The organism is Cupriavidus sp. IDO (assembly GCF_000812465.1).
Taxonomy (GTDB): domain Bacteria; phylum Pseudomonadota; class Gammaproteobacteria; order Burkholderiales; family Burkholderiaceae; genus Cupriavidus.
Map to the genome: position 1 here is coordinate 38842 of NZ_JWMA01000071.1, position 18601 is coordinate 57442.

16 protein-coding genes are annotated in these 18601 nt (G+C 62.0%); 7 read left to right on the forward strand and 9 right to left on the reverse strand.

The genetic code is table 11. The features are described 5' to 3' along the window. Positions 1–669: 669 nt before the first annotated feature. A complete protein-coding gene (locus tag RM96_RS20925) occupies positions 670–1776 on the forward strand; it encodes a porin (protein ID WP_039013375.1) in 1107 nt (368 codons plus the stop codon). Between the two features lie 152 nt (positions 1777–1928). Here RM96_RS20925 and RM96_RS40900 read toward each other — a convergent pair whose 3' ends face one another. Continuing rightward, positions 1929–2093: a hypothetical protein gene (locus RM96_RS40900; RefSeq protein WP_443112267.1), complete on the reverse strand. Its 165-nt coding sequence runs from the start codon at positions 2091–2093 to the stop codon at positions 1929–1931. Positions 2094–2163: 70 nt separating this feature from the next. Continuing rightward, entirely contained in the window at positions 2164–5493 is a 3330-nt protein-coding gene (locus RM96_RS20930; protein WP_039013376.1) for an adenylate/guanylate cyclase domain-containing protein, read from the reverse strand. 615 nt (positions 5494–6108) lie between these two features. Here RM96_RS20930 and RM96_RS20935 point away from each other — a divergent pair. The 3 genes from RM96_RS20935 to RM96_RS36395 all read left to right on the forward strand — a co-directional run bounded on the left by RM96_RS20935 (position 6109) and on the right by RM96_RS36395 (position 9491). Next, the gene (locus tag RM96_RS20935) at positions 6109–6681 is read left to right on the forward strand and encodes a hemerythrin domain-containing protein (protein WP_039013377.1); all 573 of its coding nucleotides are present in this window, start codon (positions 6109–6111) and stop codon (positions 6679–6681) included. Positions 6682–7164: 483 nt separating this feature from the next. Then, a complete protein-coding gene (locus tag RM96_RS20945; RefSeq protein ID WP_039013378.1) occupies positions 7165–8673 on the forward strand; it encodes a bifunctional aminoglycoside phosphotransferase/ATP-binding protein in 1509 nt (502 codons plus the stop codon). Positions 8674–8846: 173 nt separating this feature from the next. After that, the gene (locus tag RM96_RS36395) at positions 8847–9491 is read left to right on the forward strand and encodes a hypothetical protein (RefSeq protein ID WP_152624168.1); all 645 of its coding nucleotides are present in this window, start codon (positions 8847–8849) and stop codon (positions 9489–9491) included. Between the two features lie 127 nt (positions 9492–9618). Here RM96_RS36395 and RM96_RS36570 read toward each other — a convergent pair whose 3' ends face one another. Beyond that, entirely contained in the window at positions 9619–10125 is a 507-nt protein-coding gene (locus tag RM96_RS36570; RefSeq protein WP_039013381.1) for a hypothetical protein, read from the reverse strand. 534 nt (positions 10126–10659) lie between these two features. Between RM96_RS36570 and RM96_RS20960 the strand changes: the two genes are divergently transcribed. Next, entirely contained in the window at positions 10660–11061 is a 402-nt protein-coding gene (locus tag RM96_RS20960) for a hypothetical protein (RefSeq protein ID WP_238587344.1), read from the forward strand. A gap of 30 nt (positions 11062–11091) precedes the next feature. Here RM96_RS20960 and RM96_RS40095 read toward each other — a convergent pair whose 3' ends face one another. After that, positions 11092–11343, reverse strand: a complete 252-nt coding sequence (locus tag RM96_RS40095) for a tripartite tricarboxylate transporter substrate-binding protein (RefSeq protein ID WP_238587345.1) — start codon at positions 11341–11343, stop codon at positions 11092–11094. Then, positions 11265–11528, reverse strand: coding sequence for a tripartite tricarboxylate transporter substrate-binding protein (locus tag RM96_RS40100; protein WP_238587346.1), 264 nt, complete (start codon positions 11526–11528; stop codon positions 11265–11267). The genes RM96_RS40095 and RM96_RS40100 overlap by 79 nt, the downstream gene beginning before the upstream one ends. 270 nt (positions 11529–11798) lie before the next feature. Here RM96_RS40100 and RM96_RS20965 point away from each other — a divergent pair, with 270 nt between their 5' ends. After that, complete coding sequence (locus tag RM96_RS20965) at positions 11799–12692, forward strand: HpcH/HpaI aldolase/citrate lyase family protein (RefSeq protein ID WP_052279627.1); 894 nt, start codon at positions 11799–11801, stop codon at positions 12690–12692. Between the two features lie 377 nt (positions 12693–13069). Here RM96_RS20965 and RM96_RS20970 read toward each other — a convergent pair whose 3' ends face one another. The 3 genes from RM96_RS20970 to RM96_RS20980 all read right to left on the reverse strand — a co-directional run bounded on the left by RM96_RS20970 (position 13070) and on the right by RM96_RS20980 (position 16857). Next, on the reverse strand, positions 13070–14428 hold the full coding sequence (locus RM96_RS20970; RefSeq protein WP_082016631.1) for an MFS family transporter: 1359 nt from the start codon (positions 14426–14428) through the stop codon (positions 13070–13072). 396 nt (positions 14429–14824) lie between these two features. Next, positions 14825–15985: an acyl-CoA dehydrogenase family protein gene (locus tag RM96_RS20975; RefSeq protein WP_443112268.1), complete on the reverse strand. Its 1161-nt coding sequence runs from the start codon at positions 15983–15985 to the stop codon at positions 14825–14827. A 23-nt stretch (positions 15986–16008) separates the two neighbouring features. After that, positions 16009–16857 (reverse strand): FAS1-like dehydratase domain-containing protein, encoded by an 849-nt coding sequence (locus tag RM96_RS20980; protein WP_039013413.1) that lies wholly within the window; start codon positions 16855–16857, stop codon positions 16009–16011. 205 nt (positions 16858–17062) lie between these two features. On the opposite strand from RM96_RS20980, the gene RM96_RS36405 reads away from it, so the two are divergent. After that, positions 17063–17680, forward strand: coding sequence for a hypothetical protein (locus RM96_RS36405; protein WP_052279628.1), 618 nt, complete (start codon positions 17063–17065; stop codon positions 17678–17680). Between the two features lie 81 nt (positions 17681–17761). Here the strand turns inward: RM96_RS36405 and RM96_RS20990 are convergent, their stop codons facing one another. Further along, a complete protein-coding gene (locus RM96_RS20990; RefSeq protein ID WP_039013384.1) occupies positions 17762–18580 on the reverse strand; it encodes an HpcH/HpaI aldolase/citrate lyase family protein in 819 nt (272 codons plus the stop codon). Positions 18581–18601 lie beyond the last annotated feature (21 nt).

The window sequence follows — 18601 nt, forward strand, 5'->3', positions numbered from 1 at the left end:
GGCCCGGCGACTTTGCCCAGGCCTTCACAGCTTCTGAGTGGTGAGTGTATCGACCTGCCACAGAATACCCCGCTCTACAGTCTAGTTGCGCGGCTATGTCGGCGCATGTCGGGGTTCGTTTCTCCTACGCTGAGATCGCGCGACGGACCGAGGAGCGGGCTTCGACCAAGCATAAGCTGACACTATTTCCCCATAGACAAGTCGTCTTTGTCGGCAGAGTTAGCACGGCGTTTAATTCAGCCTTAACCACTATTTGATATTTCCAGAAGGAGAACGTTGTGACCTCTTCTACGACTCGAGCCACCTTCGCCTTCGCTGGAATCGTCATTCTGACGAATGCTTCTATCGGCACTGTGTCGCGCGCTTCGAACTGACGAGCTGCGCCGCCAGAGGGAAACGAGGCAAGTCGCCCTGTTTCTCATGTCAGCCGTCACCACCGCAGGAATTATCAAGGAAGCAGCGCTCGCCTCGCTAACACCGTCGCTGCGCTGAAGTAGCGCGAACGCCGACAGCCTCGAGCACGCACTGCGACCGGCAGGCTTCCGACCCAATTGGCCAGACACTCCGTCATTCAACCGCCCTTGCGCGCAAGGCGGCTGAAAGGGGATTCGTGCGTCCGGCAACCGAGCATCACAACAATGGCATGTAGCCCACTGAAAGGGAGGGAAAATGAAGAAATCGCTTATGACGGTTGCTGTTCTCGGGACCATTTCCGGCGCGGTGCACTCGCAAAGCAGCGTGTCGCTATACGGCGTCATCGACGTCGGCATACGCTACAACACGCATCAGAACGCTGCCGGCGACAGCAAGATCGGTATGGGCAATGGCGGTCCGCTGTCGGGCAGCCGATGGGGCATGATCGGCACTGAAGACCTGGGCGGCGGCAATAAGGCACTCTTCCAGCTCGAGTCCGGATTCACCCCCGGCACCGGAGCAACCCAGCAATCGACACCGTCCGGCAATGCGCGCCTGTTCGGCCGAACCGCGCTCGTCGGCCTCTCCTCGCCAACCTACGGCGACATCACGCTGGGCCGTCAATACACGCTGGTCCACGAGATGGCGTTCCTCCATGACGTGTACTCCCTGTCAAACTATGTCGGCACGCTCGGCTTTCAGGGCGCAGGACTTACCGGCGGCGGTCGTCTGGACAACACCGTACGCTATACGTCTCCCACCTTCGGTGGCTTTAGTTTCAAGGGCGCTTACACCTTCGGCGAAGTCGCCGGTGACGCCAAGCGGTTTTCCTCTCCCGCGGTGGCCGCCTCCTACGACAGCGGTCCGTTGAGCGTCGGCGCGGCGTTCCAGATCGTCAACAATATCGGTGGGCTTACGCCAGCTACAACAGCCTATGGCAGCACGTACTTCGGCATCCTGATCCCGGACAGCACCCAGAAGGTGTTCACCGTAGGCGCGACCTACAAGATCGGCGCGGCCAAGCTATACGGGTCCTACATCTATAGCAACGTCTACCCGGCGGGCTACCGGAACGACTCGTTCTCAGCGGCGGTGAGCTACGCACTGTCGCCCGCGCTTGAACTGAAACTGCCCGTCTACGTGGATTTTCTCAAGCACGGTGGGCAGAATGGCACGCGCATCACCGGTGGCCCGCTGCTGGACTACAGTTTGAGCAAGCGCACCGATGTCTACGTAGGCGTCGACTATACAAAATTCACAGGAGCATGGCGAACACTGGCGGGCACACCGGGATTCACCCTGCCCGTCAGCGGACGCGATTCCGTGTTCGAGGCCACGGTCGGCATGCGGCATAAGTTCTGACCAAACGATGCGCTGGGATCGGCGCGGCGTTCTCGCCGGTACCAAGTCCCAGGCGGGAAGCAAGAGGGCCTGCACAGTGCAGGCCCTCTTGCTTGGATGGCGCAGCCGCTAAGAGCCCTCCTGCCTATCCCCCTTGGATTAGCGGCGACACATCAACTCGCGCTGCAGGTTTCGATACTCATTGAAATGCCGAATCGCCCGCATCCCGTTCCCGAGTGTCTCCAAGATGCGGGCCGCGTTGAAGTGTGGTGGTGCACGAAGAACTCCGCCGGCACGATATCCGGGTTCTCGCTGACTTCCTCGCCCACGCGCACCATGTCCCGTCCACAGCCTGGTGCTGAGGGTCTGCCGAGTGCACCCGAGCATAGCCATGCCGTGGTGTACGCTTCAGTCGAACTCGGCGAGCATCGCCTTGGCTTCCTGCAGGTCCAGTGTGTCGAATCCCTCAGTGAACCCCTTGTAGACCTCGCTCAGCATCTCGCGCGCCTCGGCCGACCTGCCCTGCCGCCGCCACAGCCGGCTCAAAGCCATCACCCCGCGCAACTCCATCGACCGGGCGCCCTGGCGGCGGGCGATTGCGATCGCCTGCAGGAAGCAGGCCTCGGCCTCGTCCCGGCGGCTGGCCTCCTCCCCCTCGCGGACATGCAGCAGCGTCAGTTCCCCCTTGAGCCGGTACAGCTCCGCTTCGTACAGGTGCTCCTGCGTCCGCTCCACCAGGCGCAGCGCCTCAGCCAGCGTCTTGAGCCCTGCCTCCGCCTGCCCCGCTCTCGCATAGGCCTCGGCCAGCAGCGCCAGGAAATGAGGTAGCCAAAGCTCCGCCCCAGTGCCCCGGTAACCGCTCAAACCCTGCAGCATCCTTTCGATGCCCTCTGCTGCGCGTCCCTGCGCGGCTAGCGCCCAGCCCGAGAGGATGGTTCCCCAAGTCAACCAGAACGGGAAGCCCTGCTCATTCGCGAGCGCGAGAAGTGCCTCCGCCATCTCGCGGGTCGGCTGCGCCTCGCGGCGGTGCAGATGAAGCTCGGCGGCGAATTGCAAGGCAGCGGCCGAAGCAAGAGGCTGAGACCGGCTCTGGGCCAGGGCGAGCATTTCCTGGGTGCGCGCCAGAGCTTGATCCGGATAGCCGAGAAGCCACAGGTCCAAGGCGACGAAGGCCAGCCCGAGCACGCCGGGCTCCAGGAAAAAGTCAGGCGAGTGGCGCTGCCGAGGGTCATAGAGGGCCAGAGCCTGCTCCAACTGCGCGCGGGCAGGCTCCAGCTCGCCGAGACTCAATAAGCTGGCCCCCAACGCCCGATGGGCTTCTACGAGCAACGCAGGGTCTTGCGCCTTCTCGGCCAGCGCAAGGAGTTGCTCCCCCAGCTCGCGTGCGGTCCGCAGCTCGCCACGGACTATATAAAACAGGCGCAGCCCTAGCACGGAGGGGAAGAGCTGGGTCGTATCCCCGAGCTGTCGACACAGCATTAACGCACGGGTGTAGGTCGCCTCCACTTCCGGGGCACCGTGCCCCTTGGCGGCCATCCAGGCCGGGCCGAGGGTGATCTGCAGCGCGAGCTCCTGCCGCGCGCGCTCGGGCGTGTCGGGCTGGGTCTCGAGCAAGGCCAGGGCCCTGGTGAGGTGGGCGACCGCTTCGGCATCGGCGGAGCGCTGCACTGCCTGGCGCCCGGCGCAATGCAGGTATTCCACCGCCTTGGCCGCGTTGCCGCTGCAGCTGAAATGATGGGCCAGCTCGCTGCAGTGCTCTTCGAGCTGGTCATTGTGCAGGGCCTCGATTGCTTGGCCCGTGCGCTCGTGCAGCGCACGGCGCCGCTTGATCAGCAGCGAGCCGTAGCTGACCTCCTGGGTCAGCCCATGCTTGAAGCTGAACTCCACCTCCGGAAACGCCTGCTGCTCGTAGATGAACTCCCCGGCCTGCAGCCGGCTCAGCAGGCTCTTGAGCGCGTCTTCGGGCTGCTCGACGACGCGCGCAAGCAGGCTCCAGGCAAATGCCTTGCCGATCACCGCCAGGGTCTGCAGCAGCGCCTTCTCGGCCGGCTCCAGGCGGTCGATGCGGGCGGCGAGCACCCCCTGCACGGTGGTCGGGATGTGCAGGGCGGTCGGGATCTGCTCGAGCCGGTAATGCCCGCGCTCGCCGCGCAGCACCTGCTTCTCGATCAGCGTCTGCACCACTTCCTCGATGAAGAAGGGGTTGCCTTCGGTCTGCTCTAGGATCAGGCGTTCGAGCGGCGCGACCCCGGCGCCCTCGCCCAGCAGATCTCGCAGCAGTTCCCGGGCTTCGGCGCCGCCCAGGGGATCGAGCCGCAGCTGGGTGTAGTAGCCCTTGCGGCTCCAGTCGTGCCGGTATTCGGGCCGGTAGTTGACCAGCAGCAGGATGCGGGCGTTGGCCACGTTCTCGCCGAGAAAGCCGAGGAAGGCCTCGGTCTCGCTGTCGAGCCACTGCAGGTCCTCGACGATCAGCTCCAGGGGTTGGGCCAGGCTCTCGCGCACTAAGAGCCCCTTGATGGCCTCGAAAGTGCGCTGCCGGCGGATCTGAGGGTTCATCTGCGCCAGCGCCGAGCTCGGCTCGGTGCCCCCCAGCAGGTGCAACAGATAGGGCAGGCTGTCGTCCAGCGCGCGGTCCAGGGTCAGTAGCTTGCCGGTGAGCTTCTCGCGCCGCCGGCGCTCATCGTCCTGCCCCGTGATCTGGCAGTAGTTCCTCAGCAGCTCGATCAGCGGCAGGTAAGGATAGGCCTTGCCGTGCGAGACCGAGAAGGTCTCCAGCACGAGGCAATCTCGCGGCGCGAGCAGCTTGAACTCGTGGAACAGCCGCGACTTGCCGACCCCCGGCTGGCCAACCACGCCGACGATCTGTCCGTGCCCGGCATGCGCCTGCGCCCGCGCCTCGCGCAGCTGCTCGAGCTCGCGGGCCCGGCCGACAAAGCGCGCCAGCCCGCGGCTGGCCGACATCTGCAGCCGGGTGCGCAGCGGGCCCAGGCCCAGTACTTCGAAGATAGGCAGCGGCTCGCTGAGCCCCTTTATCGGCGTCGCGCCGAGCGCCTTGAATGCGAAATAGCCCTCGGCCAGCTTGTGCGTGTCTTCGCTCGCAATGATCGAGCCGGGCACTGCGATGCCCTCCATGCGCGATGCGATGTGGATAGAGTTGCCTACCGGATCGTAGTCGGTATGCAAGTCCTCGGTGCGGATCGCGCGCACCACGACCTCGCCCGAATTGACGCCCACGCGGATCTGCAGTGCGATACCCTGGGCTTGGCGCACGCGGTCGGCGTAGCGGCGCATGTCCTCCTGCATGCGCAGCGCTGCCAGCAGGGCGCGCTGCGCATGGTCCTCGTGCGCGATCGGCGCGCCGAACAACGCCAGTATGCCGTCGCCCATCGACCTGGCCACATAGCCTTCGTAGTGGTGCACGGCCTCCATCATCAGCGCCAGCACCGGGTCGATCAGGCAGCGCGCGTCTTCGGGGTCGAGATTCTGGATCAGCGCGGTTGAGCCCGCCATATCGGCGAACAGCGCCGTGATGGTCTTGCGCTCGCCCTCGGTCGCGCCCCGCGCGTCCATCGCGGCCTGGGCGGCCCGGATGCGCTCAGCCAGATGGGGAGGGGTGTAGTCTATGGGGGCGCCGGCCGCTGACGCGTTACCGCGACCTGCCCCTCTCAATGGCGCGCCGCATTCGCTGCAGAACTTGGCGCTTGCCGGATTCTCGAACCCACAGCTTCTACAGCGCATCGGGACCACCTTCGCCTTCGGCGGCTTGCGAACTTACGATTTCATCAAGGCCTGCGGTTCCGCGCCCGTGCCAGCGTGGTCGGCACGACCCCGTTCCAGCCGCGGACCGCGGACCCGCCGCGCGATCTGGCGAACGTTGACCGGGAACACGAATGCGTCACTTGGATGATGAACCGGCGGCCCAAGGGATCCCGCGGGCCGGCCATCGACGATAGCCAGTGGTGGTTCCGACTTGACTGCGCACAACTGGTTCTGACCGGGACCCGCGCCGGCATGACATCGGATACGCAGCGCGAACTGCGTGAGAGGCTTGGGCGTCGCGCAACCGCGCCTAGTGTTGCACCATGATAGCCCTAAATCCAGAAATCGCCGTGACCCATATTGGGTGCGCCGGCGCGCTCGGCGCTGGGATCGCCGGCGGAAGCGTTCGCAGCATCGGCGCCGCTCTAGACGCGATCGCGTCTTGGCACAGTTCGTAAAGTGGGTCAGAGACCAATCTTTTGATCTACATCAGCCCTGTTTGGAGATTGGAGACTACTGTTTCAATCAAGGCATCTGTAGTCAAGATGGCTTCAAACCCGATTTGTACTTGAGCCGTTTCCTTGGAGCGCCGCCATGGCCAACCCACTTGCTGTATGGCATGCCGACCACATCAATTTCGCTGGACTTCTCGACATTCTGGAAGAGCAGGTGATTGCTTTTCATCGGGGCGAGCGGCCAAATTACAATTTGATGGGTACGATCCTCTATTACCTGCGGAACTTTGGCGATCGCGTTCACCATCCTCGCGAGGATGGTGCATATGCGCGGCTCGTTGAGCGAGATCCCGGCATGAACATCGTGGTTAGCCGGCTTTTGCAAGAGCATCGTGTGATTGCCACGGTGGGCGAAGAACTCCTAAACCGCCTGAATGAAGCCGAACGAGATGTGATAACTTCGCGCGCGGCTCTAGAAGCAGCCGCAGCCATGTACCTTGTGTACTATCGAAACCATCTCTCCGCTGAGGAAAGACACGTAATACCGCGCGCAGCACAACTGCTGACTCAAGAAGACTGGGCAGCCGTCGCGGCCACTGTTCCGGCTAGCTCCGATCCGCTATTCGGGGATAACGTCCAGGAGCGTTTCGCAACGCTGCGCCAGCAGATCGAGGCTGAGGCGAGAGTCTCCAGACAGGGCTCGATACATTGACACTTGGGGCCTCCGCTGATCTCAGCCAACCGGCGGGCTTTGGCGCTTGTCCCTTGCACGCAAGTTCGAGGGCTTGATAAAAGCGAAGCAGCACTCGTCGAAGCGCAGGTCAATCAGGCAAGGATGCCGACCTGCACAGCCGATCTGCTCGCAGTCGGAGATAGCTTGCGCAGCCCGTTGTCCGGATCACCCGTGGTGCGCTCAACAAACCGTCCTCGGCTTCGGGGTCTGCTATTCAGCTTATTGCGGAGCCACGCGAAGCACGCCCCCGGGCGGCGAAAAATCTGACAGCAAACATGATGGCCGCGTAGACCACATACCGCCAGGAAAACGGCAGGTCGATCTGAAGCCGCCGGAGCGCAAGTCCGTGGAAGCGGCCGTGCATAAAGTCCATGAACGGCTCAGGGAGCGCCAGCCGCACCAAGGTGCAAAGGACATCGAACCGTACAACCACGACGGAAGGCGGGAAGTGCAGCGAAGGAAATGGAGAAACAATGGGATGACGCGGCATTGACCGCCGCCTTGCAGCAGCCGGACGCCTACCCTCGCCCGGCGCCGGCAGTACAGGTCATCGAGACGCATATCTCCCGAGTCTTTCTCGCCGGGGACTTTGCCTACAAAGTGCGCAAGCCGGTGCGGTTCGACTTTGTGGACTTCTCCACCGCGCAGGCACGCCGCGACGACTGTGAGACCGAGCTGCGCCTGAACCGCCGGTTCGCACCCACCCTGTACCTGGACGTGGTGCCGGTCGTGGCAGGCCCCACGCCCGGCTCGGTGCGCGTCGGGGGCAGCGGCATGCCGATCGAGCATGCGGTCAGGATGCGTCGCTTCGACCAGCAGGACCTGCTCAGCGCAAGGCTCGCTGCGGCCCGGCTGCAGCCGGGCCATATCGATGCGCTGGCGCGGAGCATTGCGGCCTTTCACCAGGAGCAGCCACCTGCGGCCGTGGCCGATGGCTTTGGCACGCCGGCCCGCATCGACGCGATCCTTGCGGAGTGCCTGGGCGGCATCGGGCGGCTGGCGCAGGCCTCCCACCTGGCCAGCCGCGTGGCCATGCGGGTGCGCTGCGAGGCCGCCCGGCTCGCGGGCGCTTTCGGGGCACGCCTGCGCAACGGCCATGTGCGCGAGTGCCATGGCGACCTGCACCTGGGCAACATCGTGCTGCTGGACGGCGTGCCGACGCCGTTCGACTGCCTGGAATTCGACGCCGCGCTGCGCTGGACCGACACCATCAGCGACCTGGCTTTCCCGATCATGGACCTGCTGCACCATGGCCGACGGGCGCTGGCCTACCGGCTGCTCAACGGCTACCTGGAGCAATCGGGCGACTACGGCGCGCTGGCCGTGTTGCCCTTCTATCTTTCCATGCGAGCCCTGGTGCGCGCGCGTGTGCTGCTGGAGCACGCCTGGCAACAGCACGCTGCGGGCGCCTCCATGGCGCTGACGCAGGTCGAGGCAGGCAGACTGCTGGCGCTGGCATGGCGGTGCCTCACCCGCCGTCGCGGGCCGATGGTGCTGATGCATGGGCTGTCTGGCAGCGGCAAGTCTACGGTAGCTGCACAGCTGAGCGAGGCCGCAGCCATGATACGGGTACGCTCGGACGTCGAACGCAAGCGCCTGCGCCAGGGCATGCCACCGGCTGACGGCTGGTACAGCGACCGCGAGACGGAGCGGACCTACAATCGGCTCCTTGCCATCTGCCGGCTTGGTTGCATGGCGGGCTTCCCCATGATTGCCGACGCCGCATTCCTGTCGCGCAACCAGCGCGAGCGCTTCGCAGCGCAGGCACGTCGTCTCGGCGCGCCACTTTTTATTGTCTCCTGCGCAGCCCCGCTGGAAATCCTGCGTAGCCGTATCGAGACGCGTGCACGGGAGGGGCACGATCCGTCAGACGCCGATATCGCCGTCCTGGAGCGCCAGTTGCGCGCCCAGCAGCCGCTGACGGCGGCAGAACGCACTCACGTCGTACCAGCGAGCGACTTCATCTCGTGACGAATGGGCGCCCGCTTGATGCACGTCAAGCGCTCCGGCGCCCTGGCATCTAGGCTACAGAATGGGACATTGTCGACGATGGCTGTCCGGCTCTCCGGACCGCAGCAACGGGGCAGCTGCCTCAGTCAGGCATGAGGCGTCATCTGCATCCTGGAATGATGGGTAGGCTACACATGAAGCGTCTGCTTATTGCCATGCCCTGCATGGGCACTCTGCTAGTTGTCTGCGCGGCGGCCATCGCCCGGGAACCGGAGGCTGTGCGTCCGGCATCGGGGTTCGTACTGAGCGCCCAGACAGGCAGTACGCGACCGTGGGATGTCGAGCATGGCGGTCGACCGGCAGGCGCGCGCCAGGGTATTGCCTCGCATCAGCGCAGCATGATCGACCTGGGAGCCTGCGGCGGCATCTGGCAACAGCGCACGGGGCAGTCACTGGTCCCTCACGGCGGCCCCGTGGTGCCCGTCACACCTGTGGTCAAATATGCCAACGGCATCTCTTACCTCAGCGCCGGCACGGATCTGCAGGAAACCGCGACCTTGCGCGATGCGGCGAGGTTCTACAACCTCTGCCTGGCGTTCGCCGGCCGTGAGAGAGCACGGCTTGCGGGGGTAAATGCACGGATCTACCGCCCCAATGGCACTCTGGTTTTCAATACGTACGCCGATGGACCACTTATGCTGGTCAGGCTGACCCCAGGCCGCTATCGAGTCGTCGCTGTCTATGATGGCAAGACCATCATAGAGGGCGTCACTGTTCCTAAACACGGAACGGCCGCGCGAAGGCTTTGGTGGCCAGATGCACCTCGCCTGCTGGTCTGATTGGCTCTGATCGCCTCGGAACCGCTCCGCGCGCTCACCACCTGCCAGCGTCTGCTTGTTCCCGATCAACCAGCATGCAAAGGACGGCCGCGAGCACCGTCCTTTGCTGCACTTCCCATGGCGCGAATCAGCGGCTCATCATGCCGCCTCCCGTCACCTTGCCCATGCCATGCCCCATTCCGCCGCCCATGGCCTGGCTCTCCATCATCGCTTGCATCATTTCCTGCATCAGGGCCATGTGCTGCTCCGTCGCGCGATAGCAATTGCCAGCCTGGGCGGCCGCCACTCTGCCCCCCATACCCGCGCGTCCCGCGCCCTGATACGGCCCGGGCATTCCGGCAGTCTTGTGCATGGTTGCCATGGCCTCCTGCATAACCTTTGCCCGTTCGGCCATGAGCGCCTGACGTTCTTCCGGGCTATTGGCCCGTGAGAGTCGTTCCCGAATTGCACGCAAATGGGCAATCTGTGCGTCCAGCTCCGGGCTTCCTGGGGATACTGCCGGCTCGTCCGGCCGTTCCGGAGCATGGCTGCTCCTGGTGGCAGGGCCATTGGCCGGCTGTGCCGAAAGCGCCAGCGGTGTCCAGACGATGGCGGCGAGCGCCACAAATAGGGATGGGTAGCGATTCTTCAGCATGATGTCATTCCCCTTGCCATTGGGCTGAGTCGCCCGTTATTCACAGGCTAGACGATGCCCTCTAAAGGGAATTGATCTGCCTCAACGAGCCTGAGGCTTTGCCGCGCGTGGATTGTCCGCAGGATAGGCTGCGCATTGGCTTGCCCCGCAGCGAAATTCCGCTCCCGCGTCGTGTCGATTCCCAGGCGAACTGCAGGGAAAACTGGGCCATTGACACCTTCCGCGGCGTGAGCTCAGTGTGCCAGCCCACCATCAGGGTAATCGCAACTGAAATGCTACGCGAGTATGATTTTCGCTAGAGGTCGCAGTGGCTTGCATCAGGCCAGTCCGGACGCGACGGCCACGCTCGCCATTGGCGTATTGTTGCGTGACGTATCACCGGCGTTGGCGAACGGTCTCATTGCTGACCATCGTTCCGGACCACATTCTGCTTCGCAGTGGGCAGCCAGGGCAGAGAGCACTGTGTTGATATCCGCTGCGGCTGTATGATGCGACGGTTGGCTTTGAGAAGTCTGTCCTATCATGCAATGTCCCGTGGAAAACGAAACCTACCTGCAGTTTGACGCCCTGCAAGCTCTCGCCCGCCGCACCGATGCCGTAACTGTCGACTGTGCGTGTAGCGCCCCTGAGCTTGATGGTTGGACTTCTTTGCCCGTCTCCTTCCCAGAGCGACAGCTTAGCGTCATTGGCACCCTGGTTCGCGACGTCTACACCGAGGCGACCTTTGAGGAGTATCACCCTCAGGGCACGAGTCTCTGGTCAGCCGAAGCACCGATTGCCGCCCTCTACTATCCGTACAACCGCTGCACCGTCTCGGAGTGCAACGTATGCAAACGCGCGTATTTGCGCTACGTGGAGGGTGGAGGGTACTTTGTCGACCCGCGCATCCGTCGACTGAGGACCGGTGTTCTTGTGGACGCCCCACTCTCTGAGTAGGCCGGAACCTCCGGTCCTGTCCAAGCTGCGCTACTCGGCGTAGACGCCTGCCGCCTTAATGACCGGGGTCAACGTGCGATTTCTGCCTTGGTGCGCCCCGAGCGTCGGTGCATCTTGCCGCTCGGCGGTCGGAACTGTGACCCCTATCTGGGCAAACCGCCGCAATACGGCCTGGTCAGAAAGCGCGAATCGCAAGGGTTGGTTCAATCTTTCAATGACTGCCGGCGGCGTACCCTTCGGCGCGTAGAGACCGTGCCAAACCTCGAGCTCGAAGTTTGACAACCCGCCTCGGCGAACGTGGGGACATCTGGCAGGCTCGGTAGACGCGAGGCTGCCGCCAGGGCATAGGGCTTCAACATTCCGCTCTTGATGTAGGGGCCGGTCGCCACTGGTTGGTCACATAGCAGGTCGACTTGTCCAGCAAGCAGGTCCTGTAGCGCCGGTCCGGTACCGCGATACGGCACCATGGTCACCTCCCCCTTCTATTTCCAATAGCGTTTGAAGCGCGAAAAAAACCCCAGCGAGGTAGGCCATATGTAGGTCAATTCCGCGCGCAGTGAGGGGACACGACTGCTCGCATTCCATACCGCCTAATGGGGCGTTCCAGAATACCAGTTTGACCGTGCATGGTTGCGATGGCATCTTACTGATATGGCACTGACGATAAAGTTGCCTCCGGAGACGCCTGTCGCGCTTACGCTGTCGACAGGTAGTTTTCTTCCCGACTAGGAACGAATATGAATGCTTTCATCCCCACAACCCTGCGCTCGCTCCTCTTCGTTCCTTCAGATAGCAAAAGGAAGCTCGCGGCCTCATTGCGGTCCGGCGCGGACGCACTCATCTTCGACCTTGAGGATGCTGTCCCGGAAGTAGGCAAGGCTGACGCAAGAAAGCTACTCGTTCAATTCCTGGAAGCTCACCGGGAGGCAATGTCGCCATTAGTCTGTGTCCGTATCAATGGACTCTCTACGACGCACCTATTGGACGACCTTGCGGCCATAGTGCCACACCGACCGGATGCAATTGTCCTGCCAAAGTGCCGTAACGCCGACGACGTGCATCGGCTGAGTGATTTTTTATCCGCTTACGAACACGCCCTGCTTGGTAGTACGCAGCAAACTGGAATTATCGCCATGGCAACAGAGACATCGGAGGGAGTATTCGGCCTCGCGTCCTACCGAAATGCACCGATGCGTTTGCGTGCGCTGATGTGGGGTGTTGATGACCTCGCTGCTGACCTTGGCGCATTCTCCGCGCACGCTGGACGCGAGTTAACCTCCCCCTTCTCGGTGGCGCGCACTATGTGCCTGCTTGCAGCCGCGCAGGCTGGCGTCGACGCGATTGACGCTGTGAGCACGAAGCTTGGCGATGAAGTACAGATTGAAGAAGAGGCAGCGCGAGCGCGGCGCGACGGCTTTGCTGCTAAAGCGGCGGGGCACCCATCGCACATCGCGGCAATCAACCGTGCATTTGTCCCTAGAGAGGAAGAAGTGGCCTGGGCACGTAAAGTGGTGGAGGCATTCTCCCGTGTGGGGGCCTCAGGCGTTGTACGCCTGGGCGACACGATGATTGACCGTCCTCACCTGCGTTTGGCACACAGGATACTTTGCCAGGTCGACGGCGAGGATTGATTCCTCAAACCTGATGAGGAGCACGGCCGACTCGCTCCTCCTAGGTGGCCCCCGCCCATACAGCAGTTCCGCGAGCCCTGTGAGTTCGCCCAACGCCAACGGCCAACCGGCGAAGTTGGCCGTATGGCTTGAGCGATGGGTAAGAACCGCTCATACCATCACTCCGACCAATTCCCGGAAGGTGGCATTCTCCAGACCACACCAGCTTCCCTGCTCGGCGAGGCGTAGGCACGGGGCATTCGAACTCGCCCGTGGTGTAACGACGGGTTTCCGAGGTCGCGTATTGCGAAGAAAAAAGGGGAGGTCTCACGAGCCCCCATAGTCCACCAAACTCCCGAAACGTCTACGCCTGGTGGGGAGACACCAACTCTCTGCGGCTAGACCCTTCTTAGCCCAGTGTTCGCTTCAACCTCTCCTGTCCCATCGAGGTAGCCATACTTCGCGAGGTCCGGCATCAACGCCGAGGCGAGGAATGTGATTGCGGACAGCACCGCAACATAGTAGAAGAAGTACGACTCCATGTGTGCGGCGCGCATTGCGAGGGCAGCGTACTCCGCTGTACCGCCAAACAATGCATTGGCAAGAGCGTAAGGCAGGCCGACACCAAGCGCACGAACAGTGGCCGGGAACAGGTCAGCCTTCACCAGCCCCGCAATCGGCGTGTAGAAGGATGCGATGAGCAAGCCCGACACAACAAATCCGAACGCTGCGTACGGGCTCGTCACTGACTTCAGTGCGAATAGAATCGGCACCACCAGCAATGCGGCCAGCCCAGAGAAAAGCAGCATGTGAGTCTTGATTCCGAGCTTGTCCGCCACCAGACCGAAGATTGGTTGGCACAACATGAAGCAGATGAGCGATGCGGTCATGACTACGCTTACCACCTCAGGGCTCATTCCGACCGACACAACCAGAAACTTCTGCATGTACGTAGTGAACGTATAGAAGTAGAGCGAACCGCCGGCAGTGAAAGCGAGAACGAGAAGGACCGCCCGCTTGTGATGGAGCAGGCCGGAGATGGAGCCGGCTTCTTTCCTTTTCATATCATGCTTCGAAAGGGTCTCTACCATCGCCCTACGCAAATACACAACGACGACGGAGCTGACTGCACCAATGAAGAAGGGAATGCGCCACCCCCATTCCTTTAGTTCGGCGTTGGACAGCGTGTGCTGCAGAATCACGACCGTGAGTAGGGCAAGCAACTGGCCGGCAATGATGGTGAAGTACTGAAAAGAGCCGAACAGGCCCCGGCGTCCCGCAATCGCGGCTTCACTCAGGTAAGTCGCACCGGTACCATACTCTGCACCCACGGACAGACCTTGGATAAGCCGTGCAACCACGAGGAGAACTGGCGCTGCGACACCGATAGCTCCGTAGCTCGGTAGGACTGCAATCATCAATGAGCCGAAGCACATCATGAAGACCGAAATAATCATGGAGACCTTGCGGCCGCGTGTGTCCGCAATCCAGCCGAAAATCCAGCCGCCAAGCGGCCGCATAAAGAAACCTACAGCGAAAACGCCTGCAGTCGCCAGAAGCTGACTCAACTGACTCCCCGAGGGGAAGAATGACGACGCGAAGTAAATCGACGTGTAGGCGTAAATGAAAAAATCGAACCACTCCACGAGATTGCCAGAGCAGGCGCCAATGATTCCTTTGACTCGGCTTGAAAGTGAAGTGTAAGGGGAAAGCGGGGCCCCGACGGCCGTCGTTTGGCCGACCTCTTTATGCAACATCCTTGTCTCCTGGAATGCGTGGCTGGGATGCCATCGCATCTTTGCTCTATAGCGTTCTGTACCTGAGTAGCACTTTTCTTCTTCGACGCTAGAGCGTTTGCGTATCACTTCAATGCTACTCGCTCGACTAGCTCGCGATGAAATAGCATTTTCTGATGCTCGTATCGAGGAATTGCATACCACCCGGCGAATTGCGTACGAGGCCCGGAGTGCGGCGAATGACCTCGCGACACCAACCATTCGGCTGGAAATTTTCTCCTATGGTCTTCCGGAATCCACGCCGCCCAACCAAAATCGCATTAACAATGCGATAAATGGCTGTGCTCGCAGCGGTCCGAGCTGAGAAAGTCGACCCGCCCTACTGCGGGTCGGAAAGGGTCATAGACACGCTTTGGATTAGAACGAGCGCGGCATGCCCAGGATGTGCTCGCCAACGTAGGAGAGAATCAGGTTCGTCGAAATCGGTGCCACCTGGTAAAGACGGGTTTCACGGAACTTGCGCTCGACGTCGTACTCCGCTGCGAAGCCAAAACCACCGTGGTATTGCAGGCACGCGTTCGCCGCTTCCCAGGACGCGTCAGCAGCCAGCAGCTTCGCCATGTTGGCTTCGGCGCCGCAAGGCTGATGTGCGTCGAACAGCTTGGCGGCCTTGAAACGCATGAGGCTTGCAGCCTCCACATTCACGAAGGCCTTGGCAATGGGGAACTGCACGCCCTGGTTTTGACCGATAGGCCGGCCGAACACAATGCGCTCGTTGACGTACTTGGTCACCTTATCGATGAACCAGTAGCCGTCGCCAATGCACTCGGCGGCAATCAGGGTGCGCTCGGCATTGAGCCCGTCGAGAATGTACTTGAATCCCTTGCCTTCCTCGCCGATGAGGTTCTCCGCCGGAATCTCCAGGTTGTCGAAGAACAGTTCATTGGTCTCATGATTGACCATGTTGATGATGGGCTGGACCGTCAGGCCCTTCCCAATGGCTTCGCGCAGGTCGACCAGGAAGATGGACATGCCTTCCGACTTCTTCTGACACTCGGCCAGGGGCGTGGTCCGTGCCAGGAGAATCATCAGGTCCGAGTGCTGGACACGCGAAATCCAGACCTTCTGGCCATTGACGACATACTTGTCGCCCTTGCGCACCGCGGTGGTCTTGATTTTTGTCGTGTCAGTGCCGGTCGTCGGCTCCGTGACAGCCATGGATTGCAGGCGCAGTTCCCCGCTTGCAATCTTCGGCAGATACTGCTTCTTCTGCTCGGCCGACCCGTGACGCAGCAGCGTCCCCATGTTGTACATCTGGCCATGGCAGGCACCCGAATTGCCGCCGGCACGGTTGATTTCCTCCATGATGACCGACGCTTGCGTCAGGCCCAGGCCGGAGCCGCCGTACTCCTCAGGAATCAGGGCAGCCAGCCAACCGGCTGCCGTCAGCGCATTGACGAACTCCTCCGGGTAACCACGCACTTCGTCAATCTTTCGAAAGTACTCCGATGAGAACTGACCGCACAAATCGCGGATGGCTTCACGGATTTCCTGATGTTCGTCAATTCTGTTCAGCACAGCATGTCTCCAAAATCTTGGGGTTAGTTCAGCTCAGCTGACGCGCTCATCGCAAGGGCACCGTCTTCATGACGAATCCACAGCTCGACGGACTTGCCGTCCTCACTGCGCTTGCCGCAGACAAAGAGGCGCTGGGGCACGAATGTCGGCCGGACTCCCCGGAACGAGAAGCTCTTGACCACCGCATCGGGCAAGTTCTTGCGCACCAGCTCCAGCAGAAGCACCGCCTGCAGCGGGCCGTGAACAATCAGGTCCGGGTAATGCTCGACCGCGGTCACGTACTGCTTGTCGTAGTGGATGCGATGGCCATTGAAGGTCAGCGCGGAGAAGCGGAACAACATGACGGGGTCGGGTACCACCTCGTGAGCCCACTCTTCGTCCTGGGGCGCCGGAACCAGCTCCGGTGCAGGCGCGTTGGGAGAAGCGCTCTCCCGGTAGACGATGTCGTGCTCTTCGGTAACCGCCAGCCCGTCCGAGCCGTAGTACTTGTGCTCGACCGTCACAAAGGCGAGCGTGCCGCTGCGACCGGTCTTTGCGTTGACATCCAGGATGGTCGACACCTTGGAGGCAGCATCGCCCATGCGCAGCGGCTGATGGAACCAAAGACGGCCGCCAGCCCACATGCGGCGAGGCAGTGGCACCGGGGGAAGAAAGCCACCGCGGCTCGCATGGCCATCCGCACCGAGCTCGGATTGTCGGTGCAGCGGCAGGAAATAGAGCCAGTGCCAGAGCGGCGCGATGGCGTCGCCGAGAACAGGCGCCGGGTCTTCATAGTCCAGGGTTGCTGCGAGCGCCTTGACGGGATATGCGGTGATCTCGTCCTGGCTTTCGGTCGTCTTCCCAATCCATTCTTTCAACTTCCCAACATCCATCATGTCTCTCTGGTCTGATTGCCTGGCCTCCACTATGCACGGAGCATGAGCAGCTTCCAATTCGAAAGTTCGGAACGAGCCATTCGCCTGGACGGAAAGCACGTGCCCTTCCCGGATACCCGAACGCAGCGTTCGGAAGAAACGGATTTACGGTGGACAAAAGTGCGGCCAGCATGCCGACATGACAGAGCGTTGAGCTGCTTCCATGCAAGTCCAGATTCGTTGCCGCACCCGAGTGTCCCTTTATCGGCTCATCCCAGCCTTCCCCATGCGGATTGCCTCATTCCGGGGACAGCACACACTGACCAGGCGCGGCTTTGCACGCAAACTGCACGAAGGTCACACCATCAGCATTCCTGCTTTCGAGTCCATCGACCTGCAGCTGACAGGTGGCCTCTTCTGCCCCGGCGCCTGCTATCTCGAACTCGACGATGCCGCCATTGACGTCCGCGACCCACGCTCCGTCGTGAAGGTCGTTGGGGGAACGGCATCCAGGGTCCAATACCTGCGCGAGCTCATTTCGGGGACAGTGTTCCACCACCCGCAGGAGGCGTGGAACGCAAGGCTGATGGCAGACGCCCTTGATACGACGCCGGACAGAATCCGCACCGCCCTGTTCAAGCAGGGGGCTGCCTTTACCCAGATATGCCGGACGCAACGATTGATGAGGGCGCTGTTCGAGTCAATGCAGTGCAGTCTCTCAGTGGCTGACCTGAAGGCGCGCGTGGGTTGGGCGGACGGGCGAGACCTGGAAGCATCGTTCTACGACTGGTTTGGCGTCTCCCTCCAGACGGTTTCGCGTCTGCGGGAAGACAGCTTTTAGAACCCATCTCACCATGAAGGAGGGGAGCCCTTCCTCATGGTGAGATGGGTTCCAGGCTATCCGGAAACGCTCGTGCGCATGTCACGAGGACATCCGGCCCGCCTGCCTCAGCAGGTCGGCAGCACGTGCAATCACCGGAGCGTCTACCATCTCGCCATCCAGCTGGAACGCTCCGGCGCCCGGCCTTGCGGCCTCAATGACCCTCTCCGCCCACGCAAGCTGAGCGTCGGACGGGCGATACGCCTTGTTTACCTCCTCCACCTGTGCAGGATGGATGCAGAGCTTTGCGCCGAATCCCAGCCGACGGCCACGCGCGCTGGCTTTGCGCAGTTCGTCAAGATCGGAAATGGAAACCGTCACCCCGTCTACGGGCGAAGCAATGCCCGCGGTCCGGGAGGCGAGCACGAGCATGGAGCGAAAGAAAAGCAACTCCTGGTCGTCGCCCTCGATGCCGAGCTCCGTGCGGAAATCCACAGTGCCGAAAATCAGGCGTTCGACGCCGGGCGCTGTTGCAATCTCCGAAACGTTTGTCATGCCCACGGCCGTCTCAATCAGCGGTAGCACCTTGCCCCCTGGTGGCAGGTGCCGGGCAACCTGCGCGATTTGTGCCGCACTCTCCGCCTTCGGCAGCACGACGCCCTGCACGCCCGGCCTGAGGCATGAGCGCACGTCATCCTCGAACCAGCGCGTCTGCGTTGCGTTGATGCGTACCAGTCCGGTGCCGCCGGCAGCCAGGTAGTCCACCAGCAGATGCCTGGCTCGGTCCTTGTCGCTTTCAGAGACAGCGTCCTCCAGGTCCAGAATGACGTGGTCAGCGCCGGACGCGTGTGCCTTGGCGAAGCGCTCTGGTCGATTTGCCGGCACGAAGAGGTAGGAGCGAGTGATAGCAGTGGTTGTCATGGGCGTTCTTGAAATGGAACG